Raw genomic sequence first — 15,609 nt, forward strand, 5'->3', positions numbered from 1 at the left:
GGTTTTAACCAGAGGTAATTATCAATTATCCATTATCCATTATCAATTAATGAATCACACCCAACCAATGCAAAACATCAGGCATCAACTCTTGAAACCGCATATCTTGAACTCCTGCCACACATTCAGTCCGAGTAAAATAAGCATCTGCGCGATCGCCTCCTGCCTGTCTTTTCCGAGCGTTATAAACCAAAAATTTAGTCACCTCTCCCAATGCTCTACCCTCTTTACGGAAATAAACTATCACACCGACACCTCCCTCCTGGGCTGTCTTAATACAAACTTCAATGCCATCCACTAAATAGAGACGACAAGTACAAATATCAGAACCGAATACATCCTAACCGTTGGATTCATCGTGAACTCTAACTGCTAGTTTTTTTGTGAGATCGAAAATATCAGCAATATTTCCGATGATATATACTGTCGTACCACCAATAGGAGGCAAAAACAAATGTAAATCTGGGCGCGTTACCAACTCCGGGAACATTCCACCCATTTGTTGAAACAATACCCGACGCAACTCACTTTCTTCCACATTCAGTCGTTTAGCTACTCCAGGTAAATACCAAACCGGATCGATGGCTGCTTTTGTTACTAATAAATTACCATTTTTTTTGACAATATTACCATCAGCTTTCAATACACCTCTAGCGACAGCATCCTGTAACTCTGGCATATTAATATTTGCCTTTGTAATAGCAATAGTCCGTCGGATATCGTATCCCTGTTCAAAATTAAGATGCAAACATCTCTCCCACAACTGCCCCAAAGGATCGAGACAAACAATTTTATCGGGGTCATGCCAACTAGGATGAGACCCAATTTGTTCTGGGGGTGAAGTGTTTGTCAAGTCAGCGCGGTGATTTGATTGCAGTTTACCAGAGGCGATCGCCAAAGCACGATAAACAGCATAGGAACCAGAATGAGTACCAATTACATTACGATGGTTGGGGTTACTCAAAGACCCAATCACAGGTCCCCGCTCTACAGGATTTAAGCGCCCCACGGCACAGGTATTGGTTTTTTACCTGATTGACCCGGATGAGAAGTTAATACAATATGTTTATGTTTCAGCATTTTTTATTAACTTTGGGATAATAATTACATAATTAAATTTATTAAATTTGATGAGATTAAGCATAGCATAATTCAACAAAAAATAACTTCAAGCAGTTTAAGCATTCAGAAAATAATTTTAAATTCTATGGCATAAGTATCTCTCAAATAAGCATTTATGTAGTAATATAATATTACTACATTGTCAGCATTCAGCTATTGCTTTCTTGACCTTAAAGTCTATATTCATATAAACCGTATTCTTAAGGGCGGAGTCTTATTGCTGTCAACGTAGTTACGACCCAGGAGGCGACCTTACAGTGAGCCACCTGAATGCTTACTTTACTATTTGTCGTAAAATTACTACAAAAGTGACCAAAAAATCAGGTCTCAATCTTCCCCTTTTAAGGGAATGAAAAAAATAAATTTCAGTATTTCAAGCCTACTACTGAAGTAGGAGTTACTGATAAATGAAATGATTTTTTTTAAATCAAATAAACCTAGTAAAATAGATGAATTATATTAGTCGCCGTCAATTTATTCAGTATAGTAGCTTAGGTATTGGCACTAGCATATTAACAAGTTGTGCTAGTCCTAATAACTCCAATTCAGTAGCTAAAACTGACAAAAATCTTGACAAAGTTACTTATGGAACAAATTGGTATGCCCAAGCCGAACATGGGGGTTTTTATCAAGCAATTGCTACAGGAATTTATGAAAATTATGGTTTAGATGTCACTATTAGAATGGGAAATGCTCAAGTGAATGGAACTCAGCTATTAGTAGGAGGTGCAATAGACTTTTATATGGGATTTGGTATTGAGGCAATTAGTTCTGTAGAAGCCGGAATTCCTACTATTACAGTTGCAGCTATTTTCCAAAAAGATCCCCAAGTATTAATTGCTCATCCAGGGGTAGAAAATGACTCTTTAGAACAACTAAAAGGCAAGCCAATTTACATCTCATCTTTATCTGAAAAAGGCTATTGGCAATTTCTGAAAAGTAAGTATGGTTATACAGACGATCAGAAACGTCCTTATAATTTTAGTGTAGCTCCATTTTTAGTAGATAAAAATGTAATTCAGCAAGGTTATCTGACATCTGAACCTTTCACAATTCGGCAAAAAGGAGGCTTTGAACCTGTAGTTATGTTATTAGCAGATGCTGGCTATCAACCTTATGCTACTACTATAGAAACAACAAAAGAAATGGTAGAAAAAAATCCTGACTTAGTGCAAAGATTTGTCGATGCTTCCATTAAAGGTTGGTATAGTTATTTAGAAAATCCTGAACCAGCAAATCAATTAATTAAAAAAGATAATCCAGAAGTTACAGATGATTTATTGGCTTATAGTTTAGAAAAAATGAAAGAATATGGTATTGTTATTTCTGGAGATGCTGCTACAAAAGGTATTGGTGCTATGACAGATGAACGGTGGAAATTATTCTTTGATAGTGTAGTAGAGGCAGGAGTAATTAAGCTAGATACTAACTATAAAGAAGCTTTTACTTTACAGTTTGTTAATAAGGGGGTAATTAATAATTAATAATTAATAATGGATAATTGATAATTAGACATCTCCAGAAAAGGTTCTCAAGCTCTTACGTCGCTGTTCAAAAATTGAGATTTTTGGAGAGGTCTATTAGAGATAGTTTTGATTATGTATTATCTATTAATGAAGCTGAGAGCTGACAACTAATAGTTGAATACTTATTAGTAAGTCATATTTGAAAACTAATAACTGATAACTGAAAAGAGGTAAATTATGTCTATTAATCTTACTAAAGGCGAAAGATTAAATCTTACTAAAGAATCTCCTAATTTAACACAAGTTGGTATTGGCTTAGGATGGGATGTTAATACCACAGATACAGGTTCTGCATTTGACTTAGATGCTTCTGTATTTATGTTAGGAACTAATGGCAAAATACCTACAGAAAAATACTTTGTTTTTTACAATAACCTTACATCACCAGATGCTTCAGTTAAACATTCAGGAGATAGTAGAACTGGAGAAGGTTCAGGAGATGATGAAGTAATAAAAATTGATTTAACAAAAGTAGACCAAGCTATTCAAGAAATACTATTTGTAGTAACTATCCATGAAGCAGATGCTAGAAGACAAAACTTTGGACAAGTCAGAAATTCTTTTATCAGAATATACGATATTACCACAGAACAAGAAGTAGCTAAATATGAATTAGAAGAAGATTTTTCTAGAGAAACAGCTCTGGAATTTGGCAGACTTTATCGCAAAGATAATGATTGGAGATTCCAAGCTGTCGGACAAGGTTATAATTCTGGTTTACAAGGGTTTGTTGATAAGTATGCTTCTTAGCCTAAATTGGCAGGTAAAACTCTAACTGACTTGGGGGTGAAATCAATTGTGGGAATTGATATTCTTCCTGAAGCATATAAGTAAGGTTTGCTGAAAAAGTCTTATGGATAAGGGTAGGAGTCAGGAGTCCTAGGGGCAATTCGCATTTTGCATTCTGCAAAGCTTTCCTATCAGAATGCTACGCAAACGCTTTTCATGTCGCGAAGCGTTTTTCATGTCGGCTCTTAGCCGTTTCGCTGCGCGACATATAAAGCGGAGCTTTGCGTTAGCAAAACGAAGTTGTCCGCTAGCTAAACGGCTGTCGCCGACATGAATGCGGAGCATTCCGTAGGAAATCGCCCGTACAGGAGTTAGGAGAAATGGGAATTACAGAGTATGTAGTCAGAAGAATTGTCTCTCAATTTTTTCGCTCTTGTCTGCTCAAAATCGCAGTATTTTCAGCTATGGGTAGCAAAAACCTTCCACTTTTAGAGCATATGCAAAGGCTCAAGCCTTTATCTGTCAATCTACAGATATTTTATTATTACCAGTTAATACATAATTCCTCGTCCTTTTTGATTAAATTCTTTAAAAGTTTGCTCTGATAACTCCTGGGTAGTCATTGCCTTTAAAACAGAAAATGGTAATGTAAGATGATTAGCACCCGCTAATAAAGTCGCCACAGCTTCATCAGGAGATTTTACACTCGCTGCTAAAATTTCTGTACCGCTACCTTCAACTACCTTTGCCATCTCTCGCACCAACTTTAAACCATCCCCCAACAGTCTAGTCGCTCGATTAACATAGGCGATCGCATATTTAGCACCTGCTTCTGCAGCTACTACTGCTTGAGCGGGATGATATATTCCAGTTACCGAACAGTCAATATCTTCAGACAGATAAGATACCACTTGAAAACCAGTAGCAGTTGCCGGAATTTTCAGAACTATTTGGCGGCCAATTAATTTCAATGCAGCTTTCGCTTCCGCCATCATGTCATCAAAGTTAATAGCAGTAAGTTGATAATATAATTCTCCAGAAACAATTTCTGAAAGTTCCTTTAATGTTGCTTCTGGAGACAAATCACTTTTTGCCAGTAAAGTCGGGTTAGTTGTTACCCCAGATATCCAACCAAATTTACTGGCAACTCTTGCTTCTGTTACTATTGCTGAATCAAGATAAAGAACCATTTTTTCCTCCTATTAAAAATCATCAAAAAATCTATCTGGAAAACTTGAGATAAACACAGTTTCTCTTACAAAAAAAATTATTTCAGCCAATGCTTATATTATACCAATTTGATAAATATTTGCTGCATTGTCTTAAGAGAAAGGACTAGAGAATAGGGTTATTAATCATAAGATATCTTCGTGCTTTGGCAACGAATACTTAAAAATATTGCTCTTACTTACTGATTACTTAGCAACTGAAGTCTTGAGTAAGTCTAGCATTTTTTTCAACAAGGTATTACAGAAGAAGTAATTAATTCTTAATTCCCAATTTCTAATTCCCAATTCTCAATTCTTAATTCTCAATTATTAATTATTAATTCTTAACTAATCCCCTCAAAAGGTCCTAAAAAAGTTGGTTTAGGACGAGTAATATGAACTTCCAACAATGCTTTTAATACTGCCAAAATTTCACGGGTTGAATAACGCTTCATAGAATCATTTCTAAACTTTCCCCAATCTGGTGTACCTAAACCTGTAGCATTTACTCCTAGTTGACGACAGGTATAAACAGCACGAGGTAAATGATAACGTTGAGTTACTAAAACTGCTTGGCTAATGCCAAATATTTCTTTAGCACGATAACAACTTTCATAAGTGCTAAAACCAGCATAATCTAAAGTAATATCATCAAAAGGTATACCACGGGAAATTGCATATTCTTGCATTGCCTTCACTTCATTATAATCAGGGGTACCATTGTCACCAGTCATCAAAATTTTTTTAACACTACCAGCTTTGTATAAGTTAACAGCTCCTTGTACTCGGTCAGCTAACATTGGTGTGGGCGTACCATCTGCCCAAACTCCTGCCCCAAAAACTATAGCAATAGGTTGAGCTGGCACTTCTTCTGGATTTTTGTAGCGATATTTGCTTGTAGCTACTCTGACGTAAAAGTTTAAAGCTAGAGGAATTAATAGTATTGTTAATACTAATAGCCACAAAATTAAGCGCTGATTGAGTAAGAATAATTTAGGTAACATAGGCAATAATCAATCGTAAAATTAAGACTAATTAAATGTGTAAATTGAAAAAAAATTAAGATTTGGAGTAATAGTAAAAGGAATAATAAGTACTCCAAGATAAAAAAAGATATTTATGTACAGGATTGTTTTTTATCTTGTGTATTCTGTAATATATCTCCTTTTTTATTCCATACTTTACTTAACATAAAATAAATGTTTTTGTATCCTGAAAATAGTTATTTACTCTTGTTAGTTCATAAATTCCTCAATCCAATTTTTTCAACTTTCATAATTAACTTATATACTAACAGCTATATTATCAAAAAGAGTGGAAGTACTGTTAATTGATAACTGAAATGACTTACTTCTGATGTGCTAAACCAACAGCTTCAGAAATAGAATTTAATCCCTGTTCATCTAACTTTTGTAGTAACCCCTGAAGAATTTGTTTGACCATTTCTGGTCCTTGATATACCAAGCCTGTATAAACTTGAATTAGACTTGCACCTGCAGTAATTTTATCCCACGCATCTTCCGTAGTAAATATACCACCTACACCAATAATTGGTAATTTTCCCTGAGTTTCTTGCCAGATAAATTTAATTATTTCTGTCGATCTTTGGGTTAATGGTGCGCCACTAATTCCACCTGCTTCTTCAGTTACAGCTTTACCTGTTACTGGAATAATTTTAGTTTTTAATCCCTCACGATTAATAGTTGTGTTAGTGGCAATTATACCAGATATTTGATATTCTTTAATTAGGTCTAGTATTGAGGCGATCGCTTCAGTTTCTAAATCGGGTGCAATCTTAACTAAAATAGGCTTATTTCCTTGATTTTCTTCTTGCAAAACTGCTAAAATTTTACTTAAATTATCGGTATTTTGCAGGGAACGTAACCCTGGAGTATTAGGAGAAGATACATTAACAACAAAATAATCTCCCCAATCTTTTAATAATCGAAAACTATCTAAATAATCTGTTGCTGCTGCTTCTAAAGATGTTATCTTAGATTTACCAATATTTATACCATAAGGAAACAAAGAAGGAGGAATAAAAGAATAATTTTCTTGTATGCTTAGAGCCCCTAGATTGGTTTTTGCTTGACCTTGTAATCTTGTAGCTAGAGCACCAGCTCCTTGATTATTAAATCCCATTCGATTCAACACAGCCCGATCTGTTGGTAAACGAAACAATCTTGGTTGAGGATTTCCTGATTGCTGATGGAAAGTGACTGTACCAAGTTCAGCAAACCCAAAACCTAATCGAGGCCAGGCATTAATGGCCACACCATCTTTATCATATCCTGCAGCTAAACCAACGGGATTTTTAAAGTTTAATCCCCATAAAGTTTGCTTTAGGCGAGTATCTTCAAAACAGAAGAATTTATCCATCATTGTCTGAACCCTACTTATTAGTTGAGAGTCGGAGTCAGTATCTATAAAACTAAGAATATTTAGGACGCGATGATGAACCCATTCTGGATCGGCTTTTAATCCAGAAAATAGAATCGGAAATACGACAGAACGATAAATATTTAACACTTGATTCTGAATAGTAGTTGACAATTAAAAACTCAAAATTAAAACTTAAAACTCTAAATTGTATAATCTTGAGGTTATTGGGATTTTACTTATGAGAGAACAATAGTTAACTCGTTTAATTAATATATCATCTACTTGGTTGAATATCTAAATAATCAAAAGTTAAATATTTTTTTATATTTTTAAATAAATATTATTTATACAATTAAAACTTAGCAGGAGAATAAATATATGTTCAAAAACAATAAATCAGAAAAAAAAGACAATAATATAATAGATATAGAAAGTATAATAAGGACAATAAGAGAAGAAGAAAACATAGATTTTATAATTAAAAAAATCATCATTTATTTGCAATCAGAGTTGGATTTTTGTTTAATTTGGGTAGGTTTATATGACAGATTAGGAAATAAAATAGTTGGCAAAGGAGGAATCACTCCTAATGGTGAAATTTCTATTCTTAAACAAAAATTTACAATTAGTGATGGAGATGTATTAGAACAAGTATTAATGGAAGGTAAAGCACTTAAAATAGCTGACTTAAGTGCTGAAAAGCAAGTGGGAGGATGGGTAAAAATAGCTCAGACTTATCACGTTAAAGGAACGATTTTATTTCCTATATCTTACAAGGAAACATCTTTTGGGGTTGTTTTAATGGCTTCACAAAATCGTGGCATATCTCTAGAGTCAGGAGAAAAAGCACTACTATCTTTAATCTGGGGAGAATTGGGGCACACATTAGACAACATACAAAAAGAGTGGCAACAGAAGCAAATTAAACGACCCGATGAACCTATACTCTCATTACTTTCTCAATTAGGAGAATTAACAACTCTAGATCAACGTCTGGAAGCAGTTGTAGAAATTACTCATAAATTTTTGCAGCCATCTCGCACAAATATTTACTGGTATTATCCCAATGGGCGCTACTTTTGGCGTCGTGCAAGTAATCGCCAAGTAATTGTAGAATGGAGTGACTTCAAACGTCCTGCTTCTGGTATTACATTGCAAGATTTAGGCGAGTTATATCACATATTAGTAAAAGGGGAAATTGTTTGTGTCGGAGAATATTACAACTCCGTAGACAACGAGATTACTCAACTACTACTCCGACAAATCAAAGCTCGTTCTGTATTAGTAGCACCTATTATCTTAGAAGACGAATTATTAGGGTTTATTACTATAGAAGAACAACACAACCGTCCATGGCAAGATGATGAAAAAAACTATTTGCATGGAATAGGTCAACTGGTAGCTTTAACTTCTCCCCTATCAGAAATGAAAGACAAAATTTCCCAAGCCAAAATAGATCAGACTTTAACTGCAGGAATAACTCGGGCTATTTATTGTGATGATGGCTGGCAAAAAACTATCCGAACAACGGCGGAAAAACTATCTCAACGCTTAGGTGCTAAATATTTTATTTTAGCTATTCGCAAGAAAGACCAGTTTGAGGTTATTTATCAAAATCATTCTACTCAAAGTCGAATAATCACAACTCCCTTACCCTCCCTCAGCAAAGAAGATATGGCGCTGATCGATAAAAACACCGAAGTATTAGGAATTGAAAATTGGTCAGAGAATCATATATTAGGTGCTTGGCAGGAAAATTTTGAGAAACTAGGAATGCGCTCTCTTCTATTGTGCAGCACAAGAGGAACTAAGAAACAGGAGGAAGAGGAATCTATTACAGAGAATCAAGATAATAAGTACGATAAACCCGAAGGAATTGTAATTATTGGTTATGATGCTCCTCGCAGTTGGAATCGCAATGAGCGAGAATTGGTACAAATTGCCAGCCAACAGTTAGGTTTTATTCTGCATCAAAGAGACATAAATCAGCAAATTAATCAGCAACAACAATATATCCAATATTTGCAGTCTGGTTTAACTGCTTTGCAACCCACAACAATACTCGGAAATCCCACAAAAGTATTGATTAATTCTTCGGACTCCTCATTTTTACAAGAAGTTAAAAATCTAGCACCAGTGGGAGAACAAAGTGTCTTAGAAAATTTATCCCTCGATCATCTCGAACGTAGTTTTATCCAATTTATTGCTCAAGCAATTATGGAAATAGGAGAGATAGATCCGCAAACTGTTCCCCTAGTTGCTTTGATTGCTTGGTATCCTGCTTCGCAAACAGGCCGAATTATTAGTTATAGTTATGCTGACTCTAATATTACTAGCACTGGTAAAATTTCGATTCCTGTTCGTACTGATGCTTGGATTCAACAAATACTTTCTACCCATGATTGGTTGCATTTGAATGTGAGTGAAGTGCCAGCTAAAACTTTGCGGTGGCTAAATATTCTTGATAGTGGTCAGGTTGTAGTAACTGCTTTGCGTACTGCTGCTGAACATCAGCCAACAGGTATATTATTATTGGCAGATTCCCACAAGATTTTATGGCAAAAAACAGAAGTTTTGCAGTTAGAAAATTCTTCGGCTGAAAGTTTGAAAAATTTACTCACTACTTTGGTTTCTCAGTTTGCCTGGTCACGTCGCTATTTAATCGTCAAGACTACTTTGGAATCTCAGCGAGAAGAATTAGAGTGGTTGAATTGGTATAAACAAAGGCGTTTAGAAGAACTTTACCGTACTGTTGGTTCTGGTTTTAAACAGTTAACTGAACTAAATAATATTCCGGCTGAAAATTCTACTCAACAAAAAGATATGCTAGCCAATCTACGTTATCAGCAATTACTACGACAAATTGGCAATGTATTATCATCTACTACCTCATTATTGAAACAAGAAAAATGGCGTTTACAAGCAAATTATGACGTTGTATCTGTGGCTAATTTGTTGAGGCGATCGCTGACTCGCATTGATTCCCAAGTCAAAAAAAGACAATTACAATTAGAAGTTCATCGGGAAGGAAATTTAACTATTTATGGAGATAGTATTAAATTAGAATTGGTTGTATATGAGCTTTTGATTAGTGCTTGTCGTCGTTCTACAACAGGAGGAAAAATAGATATTAAATGCCAAACTTTAGATGAAGAATGGCTAGAAATTTCTATTCTTGATGAAGGAAATATTAGTCCCCAATTAATTGCTGAATTTAACGCTGGTTCTATACCTGATATATTAGAATCTTCTTCCCTAGTTATACCCCCAGGCAAACATTTAATTATCTGTCGGCGAGTCATGCAACAAATGGGAGGAGATTTTGAGCTAGAGTTGGCCGAAGGTGGTTTAGTAGAAAGTCGGTTACTGTTACCTTTAGCTCATATTTGATTTGACAATAGGGAATGATATCAAATCTGGTTGAATACTTATTAGAGTTGTTGGGAGAGACGGGGAGATAGGGAGATGGGGAGGTAGGGAGGTAGGGAGGTAGAGGGATTAAATATTGTATAGATAGAATTATCAACATATATTATATAATTGGATTATATATAACTGCTCATTAGAATATTAGTATTTTTTCAGTTGAGTTGAGGTAAAGAAACCCAACAAGTTTAATCCTCTATAATTTAATTGATACTATCGGATTTGATATAACTCCTTAAAAAATCTTGACATTTTCTTATAATCCTCACAAGTGCTAAAATGAATTAAGGTTAAAAGTAACTCCCATAATTGACAAAGAGGATTGATAAAGTCAGAAGTCAGAAGTAAAAATGGGTGGGATATTAAAACTCGCCATTAATTTTAATCCGCTCAAATGAAATTTACAGCGCTTCCCGTTATTCTGAGGTAGAATAGCTGGAATTTTGACCGGGTAAATATTTTTTCCTTGTTCCCCCCTACTCCCTAAAACCGTCAATATATTTACCTAATAGCTGCGGAAACTTTTGTATAGCAGGGGTCTTAAACCCTATGTAAACGGCTAGGAAATAGAATATCAAATTTTCTGAAAAATTTCTGAGGGATGACTTCCTATGTCTGATGCGGGGGCGTAACGATAAAGACTGTTTTACTTATTACTAATAATTAAGAATTTTAGCTATGACAGATCAAGAAAAATCAGAAAATTTAACTCCATCGAGTTCTCTTACAGCTATTAATATTATTGAAGATTGTGCAAATAAAATATTGGCTGAGATTTTCGACCCTAATATTATTGAGTTTCAAAATAACTCAGATATTCTAAGTGTCAAAGAAAGTCAACTACTGGCAACAGCCATTGAAGATTTACAGATTAACTACAAACATCAGAAATTATCACCTCTTCAAACAGCGAATCTAGATTTTATTATTGGTCGAGATAATTATGCTAATAGTCAAATAGAGCCAGCATTAACACATTTTAAAAATAGCCGAGAAACCTGGGAAAATGGTACAAAAATTTTACCCGGAGAGATAGTAACTCAACAAAGAAATAATCAGCTAGAAAAATTAGGTGCAGTCCAGTTTCATATAGGATTATGTTACTATCATTTAGGAAATTTGAATGGCAAGTCAAAACAAAAAAAGAATTATTGGCAACAAGCAAAAGATAATTTCCAAGAAAGCTTAGACCTATTTAGTCAAATAGATCGGCAAGAGATAGTAGCTAAATTTATTAGTAAAAAAGGAGAAGTTCTGCAAAAATTAGAAGCGTGGGGCGATTTATATGACCTTGCTCAAAAAGCTTTAGATTTACATCTAACTTATGGTACAGAAGAGCAAATTGCTCAAGATTATGGATTTTTAGCTGAAGCTGCAATGCACGAATCAAAATGGGCACACGCTAGTCAATTAGCAGAGTTAGCAGTTGCTATTCAAAATCAGTCTCTGGGAGACCCTCTAGAAATTGGACAAGATCAGACTTCTTACCTCTCAATTTTAAGTGAATCTCAGCAAAATTTGAATGAGTGGCAAGCCACTATCGAACAACTAGAAAAAGCCCGACGGGAAACTCATCCAAACCACGATTTGCAATCCTATCTTTCCATATTAAAAGCATTAAGAAAGCTTTATTTTGAACAAGACAAATATGGAAAATCTGCCACAATTAAAGAAGAACAATTAAAAATTGAGTATCAGTATGGGTTAAGAGCTTTTGTAGGTATAAATCCATTACAAGCCCAACAAGATTCTCATAGTAGTGTCATACCTTCTAAAGAAATTGAGGCTTCGGGTCGTTTAGAAGATGTCAATAAATTAGTAGGAAGAATCAAAAGTCAAGATCATAAACTAATAGTTTTATATGGTGTTTCTGGGGTGGGTAAAACTTCTTTACTTAATGCAGGTTTAATACCTGCTTTACTCAAAGAAAAATTAGATGATAATCAAGTAATTATGCCTATACCGCTGCGTATATATACTGATTGGATTAGAAATCCTGACCCCAGAACTTGGAATCTCGAATATGTACTAGAAACATTAGTTAAAAAGAATCAGAAAAATAATTTAAAAGTATTAATTTTAGACCAGTTTGAAGAATTTTTTACTATTTGTCCAAAAATAAATCAAAGACTGCCACTTTATCAATTTTTACACGAGTGTTTAAGTTTGAATTCTGTCAAGGTAATTTTATCAACAAAAACAGATTATTTACATTATCTATTAGAATGGGAACAACAGACAAATTTAGAATCAGTAATTGATTATGAAGTTTTATCTAAAGAAACTCTTTACTATCTAAGTAATTTTGATCCAAATCTTACTCAAGAAATAATCAAAAATTTAAGTGAAATTACTCAATTAAATTGGGAATCAAATTTAATTGAGCAAGTGGTAAAAGATTTGAGTTTCACAGATAATATAGTACGTCCCATTGAATTACAAGCAGTAGGGTATCAACTCCAAATAGAAGAAATTTCCACTATTAAAAAATACCGTAAGCTAGGAGATAATCCACTGCAAAAATTAAGGATGAATTTTTTAGATACAGCGATTAAAGATTGTGGTTTTCTAAATGAAAGAACAGCAACACTTGTCTTATACTTGTTAACCAATGAAGATGGTACTCGTCTACTCAAAACTTCTGCTGAATTAGCGTCAGATTTATCAAAACAAACCAGTAAAATAGATTTAATTTTAGATGTATTAGTTGCCCAGGGACTTGTTTTACTACTTCCAGATTTACCAGATAATAAGTATCAATTAGCCCATGATTATTTGATTCCATTAATTAGGGAACAGGAAGGAGAAAAATTAATTGCTGAATTGGAGTTAGAAAGAGATTTAGCACAAAATAAATTACTCCAAGAAAGACCAAATAATTTCTTTGATAAAGCAGTTGCTTCTATATTTCGATGGATGCGAGTTGATTAGATAATTTATTTTGAACTAAAAAATTAAGCATTGAATACATAGCAATCACAGCAGTTTCCTACTTGATGAAGTAGGTATATTGATGATTTTAGGAAATAGGGAGTAGGGAAGATTGGCAATAGTATAGGGAACAAGCAAAAAATATTTATCCCATTAATTATACCACATCAACCTGGAATCTGCTGTATCATGTTGGTGAGGTATAAACTTCTACGTTTAAGTCAGTCATAAAAAAGCTGAAAACTCTTTACGAAGCATGAACTCGGAAAAGCTGATAGCTGAGAGTTAGTTAACATAAAATAAGAAAAAAAGTGTAGTTTAGGATTGTTTATACAGGCTATAGTAGTTATATTAGAATTTTGTAGATAAAGATTTTATAATAAGGAAATAAAGGTAAAAGTTTCATATTTTTTATAGTAATTATTTATCTTCATTTCATGTTGGACTCAGTTTAATTTAAGGTATGTAGACTACTCTGGATATACTAAAATTCTTGATCTAGCAATTTACTATCCAATTATATAATTTTCGGTTGAATTATCAACCTGCTCAAGTTATTTCAAGCAGTTTAGTTTGATTGATTTATGGAAATCTTATACCATCAAGTATTTTAGCCTAGGGAGGATATCAATTTTATTTATGAGTTGATTGAGTATTAAATATACTTTTTCCAGACCCATAGTTGGCGAATATCTAAACATTAATTATGACTTAATAGAAAATTTATCTAACTCGAATTAATAACTAAATTTTTAGGGCAAATACTATATTATTTTTGCTTATTACTAAACCAATTAAAAAAGATCATGAAAAAAGCAAGCAAAATCATCCTCAGTAGTGCTTTATTTGTTGGCTTTGGTTTAAGTGCTATGCTAGCAGAAGCAGGTAGTTTTGATAACTTTAAAGTCCGCTATTTTCATCTAGCACAATATCTCAACAATCAAAATAGAGAACTCCAAGATATTCAAGCACAAAATCTCGATCCTCAGAAATATAGTCGCATTAATTTATCTCAACTATTAAATGGCGGACCGCCAAAAGATGGTATTCCTTCTATTGATAATCCAAAATTTAATACTGCTCAAACAACAGATTTTTCTGCTAATGAAACAGTGATTGGTGTAGAAATAAATGGTGAAGCAGTTGCTTATCCTATTGGTATTATGAATTGGCATGAAATTGTTAATGATACAGTAGGAGGAGTTAATATTACTGTTTCTTATTGTCCTCTCTGTGACACTATAGTAACATTTGAACGTGGCAGTAAAACTTATGGAGTTTCTGGTAAACTTTATCAAAGTTGTTTAGTAATGTATGACCGTGCTAATGATAGTCTTTATTCTCAACCTTGGGCTATGGGTATTATTGGTCAAGATGTCAATCGTAATTTAAAGAGAATTCCTGCCATTAAAACTACTCTTAGTGCTTGGTTAGCAGCACATCCTAATAGTAAAATTCTCTCTACAGATACAGGTAATAAACGTGACTATTTTAATTATCCTTACGGTAGTTATTATACTGATAAAATGTTGATTTTTCCTGTGAGAAATCAACGCCAACTTAGGGAACATCCTAAGTCTATTATTACATACATTTGGGAATCAGATGGAAAAACACCTCAAAATTATTTCTCTGGTAGTAGTGTTCAATTTTTACATTCAGAAATGAAGGAAATAGGAGAAAAAATTGTAGAGTTTAATGGGCGAAAAATTCGTGCTAAATGGGATGGTCAAATGGAAACTGTTATTGTTGAAGAACTTGATGGTACTGCTGTTCCTAGTTCCACTGCTTTTGCTTTTGTTTATCCTGCATTTTTTGGAGAAAAGTAGTCAATTATCAACATAATTTTTCGGTGGTGGTAAAAAGTAATAATAGGTAAGTCTAATTATAGCAGTTTTCATTAATATAGAGTACAGAGATTTAGGTTTAAAGGAAGAAGAAAGAAGGCTTTAGTTATCTAGGAGAGAAGGAAGAATTTTTGTAGTCTACCTTTGTGAAAACCGCTATAAACGTTAAAAAATTGTAGGGGCGGGTTGAACCGAAAGCCTTGAACTTAGAAATATCTAGTTCTCAAAACCCGCTCTCTAATGTTGTGTTTATTTAGATCAGCATAAATAAACGCGAGCTCGATAAAATTTCAGTTCCTGACTTAGGGTGTAATATCAAATCCGCTTAATTCAGTATAAAAAAAATTTTCATCTTCATTCAAGAGCAAATGTTTCTAAATTCTCTTTCCTCCTGACTCCTGACTCCTGACTCCTGACTCCTAGATTAACTATCTAATT

At 33.9% G+C, this 15,609-nt stretch carries 10 protein-coding genes; 5 read left to right on the forward strand and 5 right to left on the reverse strand.

The window, feature by feature from the left end:
- Positions 1–46 precede the first annotated feature (46 nt).
- Together ACP6PL_RS30875 and ACP6PL_RS30880 are read right to left on the reverse strand one after the other, a co-directional pair.
- Complete coding sequence (locus ACP6PL_RS30875; protein WP_426549199.1) at positions 47–247, reverse strand: hypothetical protein; 201 nt, start codon at positions 245–247, stop codon at positions 47–49.
- Between the two features lie 93 nt (positions 248–340).
- Complete coding sequence (locus ACP6PL_RS30880) at positions 341–1,009, reverse strand: hypothetical protein (protein WP_426549200.1); 669 nt, start codon at positions 1,007–1,009, stop codon at positions 341–343.
- 562 nt (positions 1,010–1,571) lie between these two features.
- On the opposite strand from ACP6PL_RS30880, the gene ACP6PL_RS30885 reads away from it, so the two are divergent.
- A complete protein-coding gene (locus ACP6PL_RS30885; RefSeq protein WP_426549201.1) occupies positions 1,572–2,606 on the forward strand; it encodes an ABC transporter substrate-binding protein in 1,035 nt (344 codons plus the stop codon).
- 219 nt (positions 2,607–2,825) lie between these two features.
- Positions 2,826–3,398, forward strand: a complete 573-nt coding sequence (locus ACP6PL_RS30890; protein ID WP_426549202.1) for a TerD family protein — start codon at positions 2,826–2,828, stop codon at positions 3,396–3,398.
- Positions 3,399–3,928: 530 nt separating this feature from the next.
- Here ACP6PL_RS30890 and ACP6PL_RS30895 read toward each other — a convergent pair.
- The 3 genes from ACP6PL_RS30895 to ACP6PL_RS30905 all read right to left on the reverse strand — a co-directional run bounded on the left by ACP6PL_RS30895 (position 3,929) and on the right by ACP6PL_RS30905 (position 7,138).
- Positions 3,929–4,567, reverse strand: coding sequence for a transaldolase family protein (locus ACP6PL_RS30895; protein WP_426549203.1), 639 nt, complete (start codon positions 4,565–4,567; stop codon positions 3,929–3,931).
- Between the two features lie 362 nt (positions 4,568–4,929).
- A complete protein-coding gene (locus ACP6PL_RS30900) occupies positions 4,930–5,589 on the reverse strand; it encodes a SanA/YdcF family protein (RefSeq protein WP_426549204.1) in 660 nt (219 codons plus the stop codon).
- Between the two features lie 343 nt (positions 5,590–5,932).
- The gene (locus ACP6PL_RS30905; protein WP_426549205.1) at positions 5,933–7,138 is read right to left on the reverse strand and encodes a quinone-dependent dihydroorotate dehydrogenase; all 1,206 of its coding nucleotides are present in this window, start codon (positions 7,136–7,138) and stop codon (positions 5,933–5,935) included.
- Positions 7,139–7,345: 207 nt separating this feature from the next.
- On the opposite strand from ACP6PL_RS30905, the gene ACP6PL_RS30910 reads away from it, so the two are divergent.
- From ACP6PL_RS30910 to ACP6PL_RS30920, 3 genes are all read left to right on the forward strand, one after another.
- Positions 7,346–10,357, forward strand: coding sequence for a GAF domain-containing sensor histidine kinase (locus ACP6PL_RS30910; RefSeq protein WP_426549206.1), 3,012 nt, complete (start codon positions 7,346–7,348; stop codon positions 10,355–10,357).
- A gap of 714 nt (positions 10,358–11,071) precedes the next feature.
- Positions 11,072–13,324, forward strand: coding sequence for an nSTAND1 domain-containing NTPase (locus ACP6PL_RS30915; protein ID WP_426549207.1), 2,253 nt, complete (start codon positions 11,072–11,074; stop codon positions 13,322–13,324).
- 806 nt (positions 13,325–14,130) lie between these two features.
- Entirely contained in the window at positions 14,131–15,153 is a 1,023-nt protein-coding gene (locus ACP6PL_RS30920) for a DUF3179 domain-containing protein (RefSeq protein ID WP_426549208.1), read from the forward strand.
- Positions 15,154–15,609: the final 456 nt, after the last annotated feature.

Source organism: Dapis purpurea BLCC-M126 (genome assembly GCF_050015975.1).
In the GTDB taxonomy this organism is placed as follows: Bacteria; Cyanobacteriota; Cyanobacteriia; order Cyanobacteriales; family Microcoleaceae; genus Trichodesmium.

Bases quoted from the DNA above. Each gene is read 5' to 3' on its own strand.
- ACP6PL_RS30885 (WP_426549201.1), top strand. From the start codon at position 1,572: ATGAATTATATTAGTCGCCGTCAATTTATTCAGTATAGTAGCTTAGGT.
- ACP6PL_RS30890 (WP_426549202.1), top strand. From the start codon at position 2,826: ATGTCTATTAATCTTACTAAAGGCGAAAGATTAAATCTTACTAAAGAA.
- ACP6PL_RS30895 (WP_426549203.1), bottom strand. From the start codon at position 4,567: ATGGTTCTTTATCTTGATTCAGCAATAGTAACAGAAGCAAGAGTTGCC.
- ACP6PL_RS30900 (WP_426549204.1), bottom strand. From the start codon at position 5,589: ATGTTACCTAAATTATTCTTACTCAATCAGCGCTTAATTTTGTGGCTA.
- ACP6PL_RS30910 (WP_426549206.1), top strand. From the start codon at position 7,346: ATGTTCAAAAACAATAAATCAGAAAAAAAAGACAATAATATAATAGAT.
- ACP6PL_RS30915 (WP_426549207.1), top strand. From the start codon at position 11,072: ATGACAGATCAAGAAAAATCAGAAAATTTAACTCCATCGAGTTCTCTT.
- ACP6PL_RS30920 (WP_426549208.1), top strand. From the start codon at position 14,131: ATGAAAAAAGCAAGCAAAATCATCCTCAGTAGTGCTTTATTTGTTGGC.